This is a genomic window from Oryzibacter oryziterrae, from assembly GCF_021864535.1.
Classification (GTDB): Bacteria; Pseudomonadota; Alphaproteobacteria; order Rhizobiales; family Pleomorphomonadaceae; genus Pleomorphomonas; species Pleomorphomonas oryziterrae.
On the sequence record NZ_JAKJIC010000013.1, the window covers coordinates 42,762 to 59,954 of the forward strand.

The following is a 17,193-nucleotide window of genomic DNA, read 5'->3' on the forward strand; positions in this document are numbered from 1 at the left end:
GGTCTCCTGCAAGGTTGAGACGATGCGCATACTTGTACTCGGCGGCACCACCGAAGCCACCCGTCTCGCCGGACGGCTGGCGGTGCGGGGCGACATCTGGGCCTGCCTGTCGCTGGCCGGCCGGACCCGCGAACCCGCGCCACAGGCGCTGCGCACGCGGATCGGCGGCTTCGGCGGGGTGCCCGGCCTCATCGACTATCTCAATGACGAAGCCATCGACCTTCTGGTCGACGCTACCCATCCCTTCGCCGCCCAGATCTCCCGCAATGCCCTCCAGGCGGGCCGTGCGGTCGGCATTCCGGTGCTGCGCTACACCCGCGCGCCCTGGACCGCCGTTGCCGGCGACCGCTGGACGACGGTCGGATCGCTCGAACAGGCCGCGCTCGCCATCGGCGAGGCGCCGCGCCGCGTGCTGCTGACGGTGGGCCGGCTCGGGCTCTCCGCCTTCGACGCGGCGCCGCAGCATCATTATCTCATCCGCACCATCGATCCGCCAGAGGGCGTGACGCTGCCCGACCACAAGCTGATCCTCGAACGCGGCCCCTTCGAGACCGACGGCGAGATCCGCCTGATGCAGCGCGAGGCCGTCGACGTTGTCGTCACCAAGAATTCGGGCGGCTTGGCCACCTATGGCAAGATCGCGGCTGCGCGCTCGCTCGGCCTGCCGGTGATCCTGGTGGAGCCGCCGCAGGACGGCAATCTGCCGGTGTTCCACGATCTCGACCTGCTGATGGGCGCCGTCGACGCTCATGACGCGGTGCTCGTCGCCGAACGCGGCGTATAGAGCCAGGGCCGCGTAGCCCCGGGCCGCTCTACCAGCCGCGTTTCGGACGAGCCGATCAGCACCAGCGTCGCCATGTCGACAACACCGGGATCGGCTGCGCCGAGCGTCGTCAGCACGATGGCCTCATCCGGTCGCCCGACGGCACGGGCAAAGGCCACCGGCGTCTCCGCGGACTTGAGCGATCGCAGGAGATCGAAGGCCTCGAAGATGCGCGTCGGGCGCGCCTTGGAGGCGGGATTGTAGAGGGCGATGACGAAGTCACCCTGAGCGGCGGCGGTCAATCGGCGAGCCACCAGATCCCAGGGCTTGAGATTGTCCGACAGCGAGATGGCGCAGAAATCATGGCCGAGCGGCGCTCCCAGCCGGGCGGCCGCCGCTTGCATGGCGGAGACGCCGGGCATGACGGTGACGTCGAGATCGCGCGCGGCCGGGTCGGCGTCGAGCGCCTCCATCAGCGCCGCCGCCATGGCGAAGACGCCGGGATCGCCGCCCGAGACCACAGCCACCGTCCGGCCTTGCCGGCACAGATCGATGGCAAGCCGGGCCCGGTCGAGCTCCACGCGGTTGTCGGAGGCGTGCCGTACCTGTCCCTCGAGCACCGGACAGCGGTTGACATAGGGAATGTAGCCGACGAGATCCGTGGCACGGGCGAGCGCCTCGGACACTTCCGGCGTCACCCAGCAGTCCGGTCCGGGGCCGAGCCCGACGACGAGGATCGCCCCGCTCCTGCCTGCCTCGATTGCTTTGCCCTTGCCTTCTTCGATCGCTCCGCTCATGGCCGCCGTCCTTCGCCGGGAATGAGGATCAGCGAGAAATAGGGCGCGGTCTCGTCCGTCTTGTCGGCGAGCCGCTCGACGCTCTCGCCGGCCATGGTGCCGCGCTCCACATAAAGCGCGCGGGCGAGAAGGCCGGCGCGGGCGATGGCCCTGCGCACCTTGGGATAATTGCTGCCGAGCTTCATGATCACCGCCGCGTCGGTGGCCGCCAGCCGCTCGGTGAGGGCGGCCTCGTCCAGCGTGCCGGGCAGCACGGTCAGGATGTCGTCGCCCCAGGTCATCGGCTGTTGCGCCGCCGCCCAGCAGCCGGCCATGCCGGTCACGCCCGGCGTCACCTCCACCGGGAAGCGGTCCTTCAGGCGGATGAACAGGTGCATGAACGAGCCGTAGAACATCGGATCGCCCTCGGCCACCAGCACCACGTCGCGCCCCGCCTCCAGATGGACCGCCAGTTCGGCCGCGGCCTCCGCATAGAAGCCGCCGACCTCGCGCACATAGAGCGGATCGGCAAAGCTCATCTCGGTGGTGAGCGGATAGTAGAGCGGTACTTCGAGCGTGCCCGGCCGCACCTGCGGATCGATGATGGCGCGCGCGTTGCCGCGCCGGCCCTTCTTGGCGAAATAGGCGAGCACCGGCGCCGTCGCGATCAGCCGCGCCGCCTTGACCGTCATCAATTCGGGATCGCCGGGGCCGACGCCGACCCCATGCAGCGTGCCCGTCTTGGGGGAAAGGTTCGTCATTCCGCTTCGCTCGCCAAAGCATTGACGGTGGCGGCGGCCATGGCACTGCCGCCCTTGCGGCCGCGCACCACCAGCCAGGGCACGCGATTGTCGGCGATCAGCGCTTCCTTGGATTCGGCGGCACCGACGAAGCCGACGGGCATGCCGATCACGGCGGCCGGCGGTGGCACGCCCTCGTCGAGCAGCTCGAACAGGCGGAACAGTGCCGTCGGTGCGTTGCCGATGGCGACGACCGAGCCGCCGATCCGCTCGCGCCAGAGCTCCATGGCCGCGGCGGTGCGGGTGTTGCCGATCGCCTTGGCGAGGTCGGGAACGCGCGGGTCGTCGAGCGTACAGATCACCTCGTTGCCGGCGGGAAGGCGGGCGCGGGTGACGCCGTTGGCCACCATCTTGGCGTCGCACAGGATAGGCGCGCCGGCGGCAAGCGCCGCCTTGGCAGCCCTGACCGCGCCGGGGGCGAAATGGATGTCGGCCGCCGCCTCCACCATGCCGCAGGCGTGGATGATCCGCACCGCCACCTTCTCTTCCTCGGGCGCAAAGCGGACAAGATCGGCCTCGGACCGGATGATGGCAAAGGACCGGCGATAGATGTCCGCTCCGTCGCGGATATAGGAAGTCCGGTCCGTCTCACTCATCGATCAAGCGTCTCCAGGGCCGTGATGTCGTCAAATGTTGTCTCCGAGGACAGCATGTCCTCCACCTCGGCCAATGTCAGGTCATGCCTTAAGACTTTGCCGTCTGGCCGTCCATCGACAATTAGGTCAAAGCGTCCGCGTCGCCCGACCAGCGTCACCGGATGCTCGGCCATGGACGCGCAGCCCTTGCCGCAGCCCGATAGATGCAGCCAGTTTTCCGCCTGAACCGGCGGGCTGAGCCGGGCGAGGCGTTCGGCGGCAAGGCGGGTATCCACCTCGGCCGACGAGCAGGAGGGCAGGCCCGGGCAGGCGGTGATGCCGAGGCGCGGGTCGGCGGGCTCGACGATCAGTCCGCCCTGGCGCAACCGCTCGAGATCTTCGGCCGATGCGCCGGGCAGCAGGACCAGCCGCCAGGGCGTCAGCCTGAGATCGAGCATGGCCACGTCGGCGAGGAGTTCCATCTGGTCGGCGGTGAGGCGCCCGAAGGGAGCGGCAACGCCGACGAAAGCCGGAAAGGCGCCGATCAGCTCGCTGGCATGGGTGCGCCGCGGTGGCAGTTCGTCGGCGGGAAACAGCTGGTCGAAGCCAGCTTCGGTGAGAATGCGTTCAGCCCCGATGGCCGCCACCAGCGTGCGCATGCGCCGGGCCGGCGGGGTGATGCTGGCCGCAAGCCGGAGGAAGGTGCGCGCAACGGCAACCGCTGCCGGCACGGCATCCTGGAGATCGACAATGGCCGCCTGGTCGGCCTCGCCTGATAGCGCGATGATCACCCGCCCCTGCCAGCCGATCAGGCGCACGTCGACGGAGACGTCCTGCAGGCCGATCCGTCCGCCGTCATCGACCGAGAAGCCGAACTTGCCCGGCAGGGCCCTGAGCTCGGGATCGGCCACCAGTGCCGCTTCCAGGGCGCCGTCGATCAGCGTGCCGTCGATCTCCGCTTGCGGATCCAGCCCGGAGAGCGGAGAGGCCACCACATTGCGGATCGCCTCCACGGACGGGTCGGTGTCGAGCAGCCAGAGGGCGCGCAATTCGAAATGCAATTCGCTGAGCTGGTGTTCCTGCACGCCGCGCAGCTGCAGATTGGCGCGCTGGCTCAAGTCGATGATCCCATTGCCGAAACGCCGGGACAACGAGGCGATTGCCTGGCCCTGGAGGGGGCTGAGCCGCCCGCCGGTCGCCCGAATGCGAACCAGCAATCCATCGCCGGTCGGCATGGGTGCGAGCGCTCCGGGGCACCAGCCCTTGACGTGGAACGGAACATGCGCGTCGTTCATGCCAGTCTCTCCTCGGTCTCGGCGAGCCGCCCCAGCACGGAGTTGCGGCGGCTCTGCCAGCGTCCGTCGGTCAGCGCCCGATTGAGATGGGCGATCGCGGCGCGGGCAGCCTCGCGGTTGGCGGACAGCAGGAAATCCCGCACCTGATCATCGCCGAAGGTGGCGTCGAACAACAGATCGAACTGACGCGTACCAACCGCGTCAGAGGTGGCTGAAAAGGCGCAGAGATTGGCGACGGTTTCGCAGATTTCCGCCGCCCCGCGGTGGCCATGCCGCATCTGTCCGTGGATCCAGCGCGGGTTGGCGGCGCGCGCCCGGACGACGCGGGAGACTTCCTCGGTGAGCGTGCGGACACGGGTCCGCTCCGGCGACGTCGCGTCGACATGATAAAGCGTCGGCCGGGCACCAAGGGCGGCGGCGGCGGCGGCAAAGCCGCCCTCGTGGCCGACGAAGGCGTCGCCCGAGAGAAGGTCCTGGCCGTCGAGATCCTGCACATGCACGAAGGCGCTGGCGCCCTTGATCCGGTTGGAGAATTCCTCGAGCGCCGGCGCATCGGCCTCAGCGCCATAGGCATGCGAGGAGGCCGCAAGATAGCGCTCGCCCAGCCGGTCGCGGTCGGTTTCGCCGCTGTCGAAGGCGGCGTTGACGCCACTGCCGAAGCTGCCGGGCGCGGCGCCAAAGACGCGCGGACCGGGCGCATGGCCGGCCAGCGGGTTGACGTCCTCGGGCTCGTCGAGCGCAGCGACAGCCGCAACGGCGCTGTTGAAGAGGTTGATCTGACTTTCGAAAATATCCCGGAAAAGCCCTGAGATCCGCAAGGTGACGTCGATGCGCGGCCGGCCGAGCCGGGCCGGCGCCAGGATCTCGTAGCCGGAGACGCGGGCGGTGGCGGCGTCCCAGACCGGACGGACGCCGAGGAGAGCGAGCGCCTGGGCCAGGTCGTCGCCCCCCGTGCGCATGGAGGCGCTGGCCCAGGCGTCGAGCACGATGGAGCGCGGCCAGTCGCCGTGATCCTGCACATAGCGCGCCACCACGTCCTCGGCGGTGCGGGAGCCGATCTCCCAGGCGGTACGGGTGGGAATCGCCCTGGGATCAAGGGCATAGAGGTTGCGCCCGGTGGGCAGCACGTCGCGACGCTGCGGCCCCGGCGCGCCAGCGGGACCGGGGGGCACGAAGCGGCCGTCGAGGGCTGCGATCAGGCCGGACCGCTCCGACGCGGCAGAGGTGGCGAGCGCCTCGCCAAGGCTCGCATCGTCACTGCCAAGGGCGGCGAGATGGGCGGAAATCCGGGCTTTTTCAGGCGGACGACCATAGACATGCAGGCCGTCAGCAATGCGCATGTCCTTGACGTCGCAGATCCAGGCGTCGAGCCTGGCGAGCTTCTCGGGGCGATCAAGATCGGCGCTGAGACCGGCTTCCTCGGCAATGCCAAGCACGTCCGCCTTGTCGAGAATGGCGTCGGCCAGCAGCTTCGCCCGCCGCGGATCGAGCGACTGGGCGGCGGAGAATTCATCGACCAGCGCTTCCAGCTCGGTGAGGTCGCCATGGGTGCCGGCGCGCTGGAGCGGCGGGGTGAGATGGCCGAGGCAGACCGCGGAAATCCGCCGCTTGGCCTGGGCGGCCTCGCCGGGATTGTTGACAATGAAGGGATAGACGACGGGGACACCGCGCGTCAGGGCGAGCGGGGCGCAAGTCTCTGAAAGGGCGACGGAATTTCCGGGCAGCCACTCGAGCGTGCCGTGGGCGCCCAGGTGGATCATCGCGTCTATCCCCGCCCGCTCACGCAGCCACAGATAAAAGGCGACGTAGGCATGGCGCGGTGGCAGGTTGGCGTCGTGATGATCGGCGGCGCGACTGTCGAACCGTCCCCGGTCGGGCTGCACGGCGACGATCAGGCGGCCAGCGATCAGCGCCGGGAGATGGAAGGCGCCGTTGCAAAAATCCGGATCGCCGGCAGGATCGCTCCAGGCCTCAATTATAGCCTGGCGGAGCGCGCCGGGGAGAGACGAAAAAAGGTCAAGATAGTCAGCAAGATCGACGCAAATGCGGGCGGATTTGTCTTCGAGCGCCGCGATCAGCTGTGCCGGCGGCGGCAGGGCCGGAACGGCATAGCCGCTCAACCTGAGGTCGTCGGCGATGGTGACAATGGAGGCCGGACCGTCGAGGCCGACTGCATAGGCGGTGCGTCCGCCCTTGGCGGGATAATTGGAGAGGACGAGAGCGACGGTTCGCTCCGCCCTCGGCTTGGCGCCGAGCCGGGCCCAGCGCCAGGCAAGCTCGCTTGCCGCCGCAATGCCGCTTGCGTCGGGCGCATGGACAACACGCGTGAATTCAAGGGCTTGGCTGCGCCGATCCTCGGCCTTGAAGGAGATCGCCGGCGCGGAAATCCGCCCGTCCACCTCGGGCAGGACGATGTTCATGGCAAGATCGGTGGCGGTGAGGCCGCGCCTGTTGCCGGCCCGGGCAGCGGCAAAGGTGGCGGCCATCGGCACCTGGATCACCGGCACGCCGGCAGCGTCCAGCAGAGTACCGCCGGCATCCAGACGGGCGGAGAAGGCGGTGGTGGTCAGGATGACATCTGGCGCGAAGTCCCTGATTTCACGCGACAAGTCCGTGGCGATCGTCCGATCCTTGAGGCTGGTGACAGAGAGCGGCACCACCTCGAAGCCGCGCGCCTCCAGGCCGTCGCAGAGGGCGTGGATCGGGGCAATGTCGCCGGCATTTAGCAACGAACGGTAGAAAACGACGAGTGCCCGATAGCGCGGTGTCGCGGCGGCGCCAATGTCACGCTTTGGTCGCGCCAGGCGCCCGCAGGCGGGCTGGGATGTCGCGGTTAAGTCGCCCTGTGGCTGGGCTGTCGCATCGCCGGCGAGACGGCGGTCGATCCAGCGATAGACCTTGCGGATATTGTCCGGCCCGCCCTCGGCAAACAGGGCTTCGAGCCTTCCAAGATCGTCCGGCGGCACCGTGGACGCTTCGGTCAGCCTGGCGTCGGGCCGATCGTCGCCGGGGATGAAGGCAAGCGCAATGCCTCGCGCCCTGGCCAGCATCGAGAGTTCATCGACGCCATAGCGCCAGTAGTCCATGCCGCCGAGCAGCCGCACGATGATGACGCGCGCATGCGCCGCTGTCTTCTCCAGATAGAGATCGACCGCATAGGGGTGGCGCAGTGCCGCGAGATTGGCGAGACGGAGGGTGGGGGGTAGGGTTCCGCCAACTTCTGACAGGGTGTCGGGTTGGGACTGGATTGCCTTGTCGTCGAACGGGGTGGCAGCAGGAAGGTCGTCACCCCTCTCCCTGTCCCTCTCCCACAAGGGGAGAGGGGACTCGGGTTGGAGCGTGGTGCTGGCTGGATGGGGGCTGGAGCCTGCTGCGATGTCGGCCTGGTCCCGGTTGGACACCGTTTCACTGGGCACACCGCCAACAACAGCGTCCCCTCTCCCCCTGCGGGAGAGGGACAGGGAGAGGGGTAGGTTTCCACCAACGTCTGACAGGATGTCGGGTTGGGACTGGATTGCCTTGTCGTTGAACGGGGTGGCAGCGGGAAGGTCGTCACCCCTCTCCCTGTCCCTCTCCCGCAAGGGGAGAGGGGACTCGGGTTGGAGCGTGGTGCTGGCTGGATGGGGGCTGGAGCCTGCTGCGATGTCGGCCTGGTCCCGGTCGGACGTCGCTTCACCGGTCACACCGCCCCCAACCGCGTCCCCTCTCCCCTTGTGGGAGAGGGACAGGGAGAGGGGTGCCGCTCCGCCATCGTCCGGTGCCGGGGCGTATGTCGGTGAGGCGGCGTGGAGTGTGTCCTGGTCCGGCGATGCGGCTGTTGGGAGGGCGTTACCCCTCTCCCTGTCCCTCCCCCACAAGGGGGGAGGGGACGCGGGTTGGAAGGGAGTGCTGACTGGAGAATGGTTCGGCCTAGGGACTGGCTGGATCGCAGAGTCAACGGAGCTGCTGGGTGTGCCTTCACCAGGCACACCGCCAACATCCGCACCCAATGGCGGAGGGGACTGAGGCGGGGCCGCCTCTTCCGCAAGCTCCGCGTAAACCGCGGCCATCAGGCCGAGGTCGCTGTCGGAGAAGGAGAGGAAGATCACGTCCGCCGGGCTCTGGCCGAGGTCCACCGCCTGGACGGTGTCGTCCAGCGAGCGGATCTGTTCGGCGAGAATGTGCATGGCGGACGTGCCTTGAGATTGGGAGGATCAGCCGGCCAGCGCCGCCGTGATGGCGGCGCGGTCAATGCCCTTTTCGCCGATCACCACCAGACGGGAGGCGCGGGGTTCGCCGGCCTTCCAGGGACGATCGAAGCTCGAGCGGAAGCGCGCGCCCACCCCCTGCACCAGCAGGCGCATGGGCTTGCCGGTCACCTCGACGAAGCCCTTGATGCGCAGGATGTCATGCGCCTCGGTCACCGCCTTCAGGCGGGCGAGCAGCAGATCCGGGGCGGCGGTGGCGCCGACGTCGACGGCAAAGCTGTCGAAATCGTCGTGGTCATGCTCGCCCTCGGCGTCGTGATGGGATGGCCGGTTGGCAAGATCGTCCTCGGCGGCGGCCGAGAGGCCGAGCAGCAGGGCGGCGTCCACCTGGCCCTCGTGCACGGTCACCGTCTTGACGGCGCGCGGCAGGCTGGCGGCGATGGAGGCGCGCACCTCGGCGAGGTCCGCCGGGGAGAGGAGATCGGCCTTGTTTAGCACCACGAGATCGGCACAGAGCAGCTGGTCCTCGTAGACCTCTTCCAGCGGATTGTCGTGATCGATGGAAGCGTCGTCGGCGCGCTGGGCCAGCACTGCCTCGGGATCGTCGGCAAAGCGGCCGGCGGCGACGGCGGCACCATCCACCACGGCGATGACGCCGTCGACGGTGAGCCTGGCCTTGACGTCCGGCCAGTCGAAGGCCTTGACCAGCGGCTTGGGCAGGGCAAGGCCGGAGGTCTCGACGATGATATGGTCAGGCCGGTCGGCGCGGGCGAGCAGCGCCTCGATGGCGGGGAGGAAATCGTCGGCGACGGTGCAGCACAGGCAGCCGTTGGCCAGTTCGACGATATTGTCTTCGGGGCAGCTGTCGATGCCGCAGGAGCGCAGGATGTCGCCGTCGACACCGACGTCACCGAATTCGTTGATGATCAGCGCCAGGCGGCGGCCGCCGGCATTTTCCAGCACATGGCGGATCAGCGTGGTCTTGCCGGCGCCGAGGAAGCCGGTGACGATGGTGACGGGCACCTTGGAGAAAGCGTTCAAGGAGTTCACTCCGGCTGGGAAATCGGGGGAATGCGGGCGACGATGCCCTTCTTGAGGAGAGCGGGGCGGTCGCGCCAGGGCACGATGCCCTGCGGCGCGGCTGCATAAAGACGGGCCGCGCCGAGCAGGCCGTCGGGATCGTCGGGCGCGGCGTCGCCCAGCACATAGGTCCAGTGGCCGGGCGCCGACAGGGCGACGCTGGCCGGACGGCGACAGACGCCGAGGCATTCGACGGGGACGACGGAGATCCCCTCGGCGCGGCTCACCAGCCCTTCGTAGAGGCGGCGACCGGGGCGCAGGTCATCGGCAGGCGCATCCGCCGCCGTCTCGGCCGCACGGCAGGTGACGCACACATGCAAGGTGACGGGAGGTAAAACATTGGGTGCAGGGCCCGTGAGGGCCACATCTTCAGGCACGATCGGCATCCTTTCCCGCCCCACCGGCGGCTATCGCGGACATATGGCAGCGGGCAGGTCTCCTGGCTCACGGGTTGCTGCCGTCTGCCGCCTTCCCGGTCGTCGACCAGTGGCAAAATGGCATGCGGCTATCCGTTTACAGTTGCGGGGGCAGCTGCGGCATCGGCCCGAAGGTCTCACCGCATTCCCTTTTCACCCCCCATGCGGGGGGAACCCAATGCAGTTTCACTGATGCGCCCCTCGGGGGGGCTTGTCAACAACGACCAACGCGCAGCGGGGCGCCATGCCTTTAGGCCCCCTTAAACCGCCGCATTTATGATGGAACGGGAAGGATCTTCGCGACCGATTCGCGGATTGGGCGACCATTTCGAACGATGCAGCCAGGCAGGGACAGGACGGGTATGAAGGGGTCACGCACGGGCCGGGGGCGGATCGAGCCCTCTTTCGGCGACAACAAGCGTGACGGCGGCCTGTCGGCCCGCGCCGACGACCGCTTTGCCCCGGAGCAGCTGCCGACCAAGGCGCGTCGCCGCCGGGCGTCCGACGACGATCGCCACGAACCACTGTTCGAGGCGTTGAGCGAGATCAGCGAGGAGCAGGACGAGATGGTCGAGCGCCCGCGCAGGAAGAGGCAGAAGGGGGACGGCGGCAAGCGCCGCCCCGCCCGCCGCAGCCTGTCGCTGGTCGGGTTGATCCGCGGCACCATCTACTGGGGTCTCGTCATGGCGCTCTGGGGCGGCATCGCCGCCGCCGGCCTGCTCGCCTATGTGTTCTTCACCCTGCCCAAGCTCGACGACTGGAAGGTGCCGGACCGACCGCCCAACGTTGAGATCGTCGACGCCTCCGGCGCGCTGATCGCCAACCGCGGCGACACCGGCGGCGAGCAGCTCAGACTGGAACAGATGTCGCCCTTCCTGCCCAAGGCGGTGATCGCCATCGAGGACCGGCGCTTCTATTACCACCTGGGTGTCGATCCCATCGGTCTTGCCCGCGCGCTGGTCACCAACTTCACCTCCGGCGGCGTGGTCCAGGGTGGCTCGACGCTGACCCAGCAGCTGGCCAAGAACCTGTTTCTGCAGCCCGATCGCACCATCGAGCGCAAGCTGCAGGAAGTGGTGCTGGCGCTGTGGCTCGAATGGCGATTCTCCAAGAACGAGATCCTGGAGATGTATCTGAACCGCGTCTATCTCGGCGCCGGCACCTTTGGTGTCGACGCGGCGGCGCGGCGCTATTTCGGCAAGTCGGCCCGGGATCTCGATCTGGCCGAGGCGGCCACCATTGCTGGCCTCCTCAAGGCGCCCTCGCGCTATGCGCCGACCAACTCGCCTCAGCGGGCCGCCGAACGCGCCCACACCGTGCTGGGCGCCATGGTGGAGGAGGGCTATGTGAGTGCCGCCGACGCCGATCTCGCCGCCAAGGGCGGTGCACCGGTCAAGTCGGCGCAGAATGACAATGCCGCCAACTATGCCGCCGACTGGGTGATGGACCTGTTGCCGGGCTATGTCTCGCATGTGAAGCAGGACGTGGAGGTCTACACCACCATCGACATGCGCATGCAGCAGGCCGCCGAAGACGCGCTGCGCACGACGCTGGCCAAGGAGGGCGCCAAGCACGCCGCCAGCCAGGGCGCGCTGGTGGCCATCGACAATGACGGGGCGGTGAAGGCGCTGGTGGGCGGCAAGGACTACGCCGAGAGCCAGTTCAACCGCGCCGTCGACGCTCACCGCCAGCCCGGATCGAGCTTCAAGCCCTTCGTCTATCTGACCGCCATCGAGCACGGCTATACGCCGGACAGCGTCGTCGTCGACGAACCCATCTCCATCAAGGGCTGGAGCCCGAAGAACTACGAGAACAAGTACATGGGGCCGGTGACGCTGACCACGGCGCTGGCGCTCAGTCTCAACACGGTGGCGGCGCGGCTCGCCGCCGATCTCGGCCCGGCCAATGTGGTGCAGACGGCGCGCCGCGTCGGCATCGTCAGCCAGCTGCACGACAATCCCTCGATCGCGCTCGGCACGGCGGAGGTGACGCCGCTCGAGATCACCTCGGCCTATGTGCCCTTCGCCAACGGCGGCTGGGGCGTCATTCCCTATGTGATCGACGAGATCCGCACCAAGGACGGCCAGGTGCTGTTCAAGCGCTCGGGCGACGGCCCCGGTCGGGTGATCTCCGAACAGGCGGTCGGCACCATGAACCGCATGCTCGGCGCCGTGGTCACCCAGGGCACGGGTCAGAAGGCGCTGCTCAAGGACCGGCAGGTGGCCGGCAAGACCGGCACCAGCCAGGATTTCCGCGATGCCTGGTTCATCGGCTATGTCAACGGCCTGACGGCCGGCGTCTGGCTCGGCAATGACGACAATTCGCCCACCAAGAAGGCCACCGGCGGCTCGCTGACCGCCATCGTCTGGAACCGCTTCATGACGCAGGCGACCTCGAGCCTGGACGTCCGCCCGCTTCCCGGCATCGATCTGGTGGCGCCGCCGGTCAATGTCGGTACGGCGCTGGGCGAGACGGACGGTCTGCCCATGCAGGGCCCGCAGATCCCCGGCCAGCAGCCGGTGCCGCAACAGATCGTTCCGCAGCAGATGGCCCCGCAGCAACTGGCGCCGCCACAGCAGATGGCGCCCCAGCCGGGTGCGCCGCAACTGATGCCGCCCGCCGACATTCCCGCCGGCCCGCCGCAGGTGAGCGGCGGCCCGACGCGGAAGGAAAAGAGCCTGCTCGAGACGCTGTTCGGCAACTGAGGCGCCTCAGACCGCCCGGTGCAGCTCCCGGCCATGCGCCTTGAGCCAGGCCTTGGCCTCCTCGGTGCGGGGCGCCAGTTGCCGGCACAGGACCCAGAAGCGGTCGGAGTGGTTCATCTCGCGCAGGTGCGCCACCTCGTGGGCGGCGACGTAATCGAGCACGAAGGGCGGCGCCATCACGAGACGCCAGGAAAAGGCCAGCGCGCCGCGTGCCGAGGCCGATCCCCAGCGCGACGTGGTGTCCTTGAGGCGGATGGCGCTCGGGCTGACGCCGAGGCTCGCTGCGTGGCGGGCGACGGCCGCTTCGAGATCGAGGCGGGCGGACTTGCGCAAATGGTCGACGAGGCGGCGGCGCAGATGCTCGGGCGCGCCGGAGACGTGCAGCACCGCGCCGTCGGCGTCCCGGTCGAGCCGGACCACGCCGCGCGCGGCACCGGTGGGCGCGACGCGGCAGATCTCCCCGCGATAGAGAAGGCTTTGCGGCACGGCAGCATCGGCTTGCTGAGGCGTGCCGATCCGCGCCGCGATCCAGTCGCGGTGCCGCTCGGCAAAGGCGCGCGCCTCGGCGATCGTACCGCGCTTGGGAATGGTCACGGTCGCGCCACTGCCGTCGGTGGTGACGCGCAAGGTATAGCGCCGCGCCCGCGCATTGCGGCGCACCGTGACCGGCACCTCGCGCCCGTCGATCGCCAGGGCAAAGCCCGAGACGGACGGACGCGGCTTTGGCGGCGCGAACAGGAAGGGCAAGCGAATCGTCATCCACCGGAGCTTACCTGAGGATCCGGCTGCTTCCCAGGAATCCGAAGCGCCTCGCGCCGGGTTTGACGGCAGATGAAAATGACGATGCGGGCGCCCCGTCTGGAACGCCCGCATCGCCTGGAGATCGGGAGAAGGTGGCTCGCTCAAAGCCATGTCAGCTGGTGGGGGTGTTCCGGCTGGCCTGAAGCATTTCCCGATCAGATGAATGAATCTGATCGACAGGGAAATGCTCCAGAGTCTTGGGTCGTGGGCATCAACCTGTGTGGCGGGTGCTCTTGAAGCGGTCGAACTCCTCCTGGTCCTTCGCACGACGAAGGTTGCGAAGGAACTCGTCGAACTCGTCGCGCATGCGATCCAGTGCGGCGCGCTCTTCCTCGAGGCGCTTGAACTCAGCCTCGCGGTATTCGTCGAAGGCGGTGTTGCCGGTGCGGCTGAAGCCGCCGGAAAAACCACCCTGAAAACCACCCTGGCGAGCGGCCTGCTCGAACTGCGGCTTCAGCGTATTCCATTTGCTGCGCATGCGATCCCCCCAAAGCATATAGGCAAGAACAGCCAGTCCGATCGGCCAGAACAGCACGAAACCCAGGACCATGAGTCCAATCGAAAGCGGATGAAATCCGGGTCTCAGCGTGCAACCGTGCATCATGTTTCCTTTCAGGAAGCGGGTTACAGTGACGACATCGAAGTGGCCCCGCCTATGGCCAGGTTCAAGATCTTTGCCATTATTTTTTGGACGAAAGTGAAAGCTGAAAACGAAGTCTGATTTTCTGTCGCGTCTTTATGGGCTGCGCACAGCGCGTCGCCAGATCTGCGGCGAGGCAGTGCTTTCATGTGGGATGCCGGCCGTCGCTGTGCAAGACCGACAGCTGCCGCATCCGATCCGCTGTCCGGGCCGACAGGCACAGGCCGATATGCAGAAATCAGATCGAGATTTTTTCCCGATTTTCATGTTGGTACGAAGATTTTGTGGTATGATGTGAGGATGAAGACGCTCGTTGCGTGTTCAGAATTGTTTTCGTGCTGCTGCCGGTGCGTTTTGCCGGCAAAGCAGGCAGTATCCATTTATGCGTGAAATGCATTTCAGCCAATTTTTTTATCAACTGGTCAAAGGCGGAGACTTGCGGCATAAGCCAGCCCAGTGATTTAAGGAGAAAGAAATTGTCGACTGCCATAACGCTCCAGATGACGGTTGAATGCGAGGACGCCGATCGGCTGTTCCATGCCGCCATCGGCCGCGCACGGTCCATGGGTATGACGGTGGGGGCATTCAACGAGGCTCGCCGCCGTTCGGTCAATGAAATGGCCTTCGACGTGGAGTCGCTGGTCAAGGCGTCGTTGGCCGATGCCGGCTGTGACGTGCGCGTCGCTGACAACGTTGTCGTGTTGCCCGGCAGCAGTCGTGCTTTCCACGATACCGCCCGCCAGCTCCGTTCGCGCAAGTCCTGAGCGCCAAAAGTACAGAATTGCTCGCAGCCCCGCCCCTGGGGCGCCAGACATTGCCCTGATCTACGGTCGAGATGCAGCTCACGCGCTCTTCGGTCAGTCATTTCTTGTCTCTCGGCCGCAGATAGCCGCCTGATTTTCGTCCGCCGCCCATGAATGAGGCCGCCGGATAGCCATTCGAATATCAAAAAAAACGATTTCAGCCGCCAAAAGGCAAAATTCAGGCATTAGAAAAGCCGAGAACTGTGTTAAGAGTAGGGTCGGAGCGGTTCTGGAATGCGGTCGGGCTGGAGCAAAAACCCTTGGGCGGGTGATTGCACCTTGCTTATTTCAACGAATTCTGCGGTGGAAAAGCTCTGTTAACAGACGGGTCGCGTGTTGCCTCCGCGGGCACGGATCCGGAGCTAAGATTTGGCGGAGACGAGAACACAGAATGGGTAAGGGTAAGGACTTCCGCCCGTCGCGGCGGCGCGGCGGATTTGATGACGACATGGTGCCGTCGTTCGACATGCGCCCGGAGCGGCCAGCGCGCAGCAGCTTTGGCGGTCCGTCGCCTTTCGACAGCGCCCCGCCTTCGGGCCCGACTGTCGAAGCCACCGTGTCCTGGTTCAACCCGGAGAAGGGCTTTGGCTTCACCTCCCTGACCGACGGGTCGGGAGACGCCTTCCTGCACATCGGGCAGCTCCAGGCCGTTGGCCGTGACAGCGTGCAGCCCGGTGCTACCCTGCGTGTGCAGGTCGCTCAGGGCGCCAAGGGCAAGCAGGTCGTCAAGGTGATTGACGTCGATGAATCGACGGCGACGCCCCAGGCCCCGCGTGCTCCGCGTCCGGCTGGTCCCCGTCCCGCCTTTGGCGATCGTCAGGGCTTCGGCGGTGGTTTCGGTGGTGGTGGCGGCGGCGGCTTTGGTGGCGCTCCGCGTCCGCCGCGCCGTACCGTTGACGTCGGCTCCGCTGCTCCGCTCGACGGCACCGTCAAGTGGTTCAACCCGGAGAAGGGCTTCGGCTTCGTGGCCGGCGAAGATGGCGGCAAGGATGTGTTCGTGCACATCTCCGTGCTGCAGTCGGCCGGCATGGGCCCGCTGGCCGATGGCCAGCGCGTTGCCATGAAGGTCGTCGAGACCCCGAAGGGCCGTGAGGCCGTTCAGATCAGCCTGCTTGACTGATCCGGGACTGGCGCTCGGCGCCACATGAGTTGAAGAACACCCCGCTTCCGCGAGGAAGTGGGGTGTTTGCATGTTTGCCTCACCTAACCTCAGGCAAGACCGGGGCGACCGCATTCCCGAAGGCGGTGGTGTGGCCCTGGAAGGCCTGTCCTTACGGAGGGGGCGGGACGATCTCAGTCTGCGGTTTCCGAACTCTTGCGACCGTTGCCGAGACGGCCATCGCCGTCAGTCGTCTGAATTGGGGCGCGGCGGCAGGTGCCGGATCTGAAAGCCCGTCTTTGTCTGCGCGAAGCCGACACCTGAATAAAAGGCCAGCGTTGCAGGGCTCTTGGAACCGGTCAGCAGCATCACCTTGTAGCAGCCTTGCTCCCAGGCCATGGCTACGGCGGCCTTGAGCACGGCGCGGCCATAACCTTTCTTGCGGTGGTCTGCGTGGGTGACCACATTTTCGATGAAACCGTAGGGCGTGCCGCCCTTGGTGAGGTTGGCGACGACGACAAGCGTGCAGGTGCTGACCAGAACCGCGTCGACAAAGGCGCAGACCACGCGGATGTCCTGCTCTGCTATGCGCGCCCAGGCGGCGCGGTAGGCGTCCATGGAGAGATCCGGCTCGGCCGGGTCCAGCTGCTTGTAGAGCGCCACGAGCTCAGGCATATGCTCCCAGCGGGCGAGCGCGATGCGCGGGCTTGCGGTGTCCAGGCTCACGGCAGATGGATCACGAAGGTCTTGCGCGTGGTCTCCACCACTTCCCACAAGCCGGTGAAGCCGGGGCGGATGATGAAGGTGTCGCCGGCGCGCAGGATGCGCGGCGCTTCGGTGCCGTCCTGATGCAGGATCGAGACGCCGGAGAGGATGGTGCAATATTCCCACTCGTCATAGACGACGCGCCAGGTGCCGGGCGTGGCTTCCCAGATGCCCGAATAGATCTTGTCGCCGTCGCGCTCCTCGATCAGCCAGGTGCGCGTGCGCGGGTTGCCCTTGACGACGCGGGCCGGATCGGGGCCGCCGTCATCGGGCTCGACGGTTGCCAGGTCGAAAGGCACGAACAGGGGTTCTGTTGCCATGGTCGCCTCCAGCGGGCGGTGCGAAACTGCGTCGCGCGATCGTCCGCATGGGTCCGGCGCAAAGGCGCCGCCTCGGGTTTCGCTTCCCCGATCGTAGACCATCTCGCGCTCCACAGGAATGGCGTTTTTCCACCGATCCCAGGTGGATGCGGCGACCCTCAGCTGCGG

General features: G+C 67.1%; 15 protein-coding genes and 1 riboswitch. Of the genes, 4 read left to right on the forward strand and 11 right to left on the reverse strand.

The features are described from left to right. Window positions 1–22 precede the first annotated feature (22 nt). Entirely contained in the window at window positions 23–784 is a 762-nt protein-coding gene (locus L2I41_RS14545; RefSeq protein WP_237154296.1) for a cobalt-precorrin-6A reductase, read from the forward strand. Here L2I41_RS14545 and cobJ read toward each other — a convergent pair. From cobJ to L2I41_RS14580, 7 genes are all read right to left on the reverse strand, one after another. Beyond that, entirely contained in the window at window positions 748–1,560 is an 813-nt protein-coding gene (gene cobJ, locus L2I41_RS14550) for a precorrin-3B C(17)-methyltransferase (RefSeq protein WP_237154297.1), read from the reverse strand. The two genes, L2I41_RS14545 and cobJ, sit on opposite strands and share 37 nt — an antisense overlap. Continuing rightward, on the reverse strand, window positions 1,557–2,300 hold the full coding sequence (locus L2I41_RS14555) for a precorrin-2 C(20)-methyltransferase (RefSeq protein WP_237154298.1): 744 nt from the start codon (window positions 2,298–2,300) through the stop codon (window positions 1,557–1,559). Before L2I41_RS14555 ends, cobJ begins: the two co-directional genes overlap by 4 nt. Then, window positions 2,297–2,935, reverse strand: a complete 639-nt coding sequence (locus L2I41_RS14560; protein WP_237154299.1) for a precorrin-8X methylmutase — start codon at window positions 2,933–2,935, stop codon at window positions 2,297–2,299. Before L2I41_RS14560 ends, L2I41_RS14555 begins: the two co-directional genes overlap by 4 nt. After that, window positions 2,932–4,209: a precorrin-3B synthase gene (gene cobG, locus L2I41_RS14565; RefSeq protein WP_237154300.1), complete on the reverse strand. Its 1,278-nt coding sequence runs from the start codon at window positions 4,207–4,209 to the stop codon at window positions 2,932–2,934. The genes L2I41_RS14560 and cobG overlap by 4 nt, the downstream gene beginning before the upstream one ends. After that, window positions 4,206–7,523, reverse strand: a complete 3,318-nt coding sequence (gene cobN / locus L2I41_RS14570; RefSeq protein ID WP_237154301.1) for a cobaltochelatase subunit CobN — start codon at window positions 7,521–7,523, stop codon at window positions 4,206–4,208. Before cobN ends, cobG begins: the two co-directional genes overlap by 4 nt. 879 nt (window positions 7,524–8,402) lie before the next feature. After that, window positions 8,403–9,437: a cobalamin biosynthesis protein CobW gene (gene cobW, locus L2I41_RS14575; protein WP_237154302.1), complete on the reverse strand. Its 1,035-nt coding sequence runs from the start codon at window positions 9,435–9,437 to the stop codon at window positions 8,403–8,405. A 5-nt stretch (window positions 9,438–9,442) separates the two neighbouring features. Further along, the gene (locus L2I41_RS14580) at window positions 9,443–9,853 is read right to left on the reverse strand and encodes a DUF1636 family protein (protein WP_237154303.1); all 411 of its coding nucleotides are present in this window, start codon (window positions 9,851–9,853) and stop codon (window positions 9,443–9,445) included. 35 nt (window positions 9,854–9,888) lie between these two features. Then, a riboswitch (cobalamin riboswitch) is annotated at window positions 9,889–10,086 on the reverse strand. Window positions 10,087–10,254: 168 nt separating this feature from the next. On the opposite strand from L2I41_RS14580, the gene L2I41_RS14585 reads away from it, so the two are divergent. After that, on the forward strand, window positions 10,255–12,597 hold the full coding sequence (locus L2I41_RS14585; protein ID WP_237154304.1) for a PBP1A family penicillin-binding protein: 2,343 nt from the start codon (window positions 10,255–10,257) through the stop codon (window positions 12,595–12,597). A 6-nt stretch (window positions 12,598–12,603) separates the two neighbouring features. On the opposite strand, the gene L2I41_RS14590 is transcribed toward L2I41_RS14585, so the two are convergent. Then, complete coding sequence (locus L2I41_RS14590) at window positions 12,604–13,356, reverse strand: M48 family metallopeptidase (protein ID WP_237154305.1); 753 nt, start codon at window positions 13,354–13,356, stop codon at window positions 12,604–12,606. Between the two features lie 253 nt (window positions 13,357–13,609). After that, a complete protein-coding gene (locus L2I41_RS14595; RefSeq protein WP_390634260.1) occupies window positions 13,610–13,948 on the reverse strand; it encodes a DUF2852 domain-containing protein in 339 nt (112 codons plus the stop codon). Window positions 13,949–14,355: 407 nt separating this feature from the next. Between L2I41_RS14595 and L2I41_RS14600 the strand changes: the two genes are divergently transcribed. Next, window positions 14,356–14,802, forward strand: a complete 447-nt coding sequence (locus L2I41_RS14600; protein ID WP_237154307.1) for a hypothetical protein — start codon at window positions 14,356–14,358, stop codon at window positions 14,800–14,802. A 430-nt stretch (window positions 14,803–15,232) separates the two neighbouring features. Continuing rightward, a complete protein-coding gene (locus L2I41_RS21495) occupies window positions 15,233–15,961 on the forward strand; it encodes a cold-shock protein (RefSeq protein WP_255720238.1) in 729 nt (242 codons plus the stop codon). Between the two features lie 225 nt (window positions 15,962–16,186). Here the strand turns inward: L2I41_RS21495 and L2I41_RS14615 are convergent, their stop codons facing one another. Continuing rightward, on the reverse strand, window positions 16,187–16,666 hold the full coding sequence (locus tag L2I41_RS14615; protein WP_390634261.1) for a GNAT family N-acetyltransferase: 480 nt from the start codon (window positions 16,664–16,666) through the stop codon (window positions 16,187–16,189). Next, on the reverse strand, window positions 16,663–17,025 hold the full coding sequence (locus L2I41_RS14620; RefSeq protein ID WP_237154308.1) for a cupin domain-containing protein: 363 nt from the start codon (window positions 17,023–17,025) through the stop codon (window positions 16,663–16,665). Before L2I41_RS14620 ends, L2I41_RS14615 begins: the two co-directional genes overlap by 4 nt. Window positions 17,026–17,193: the final 168 nt, after the last annotated feature.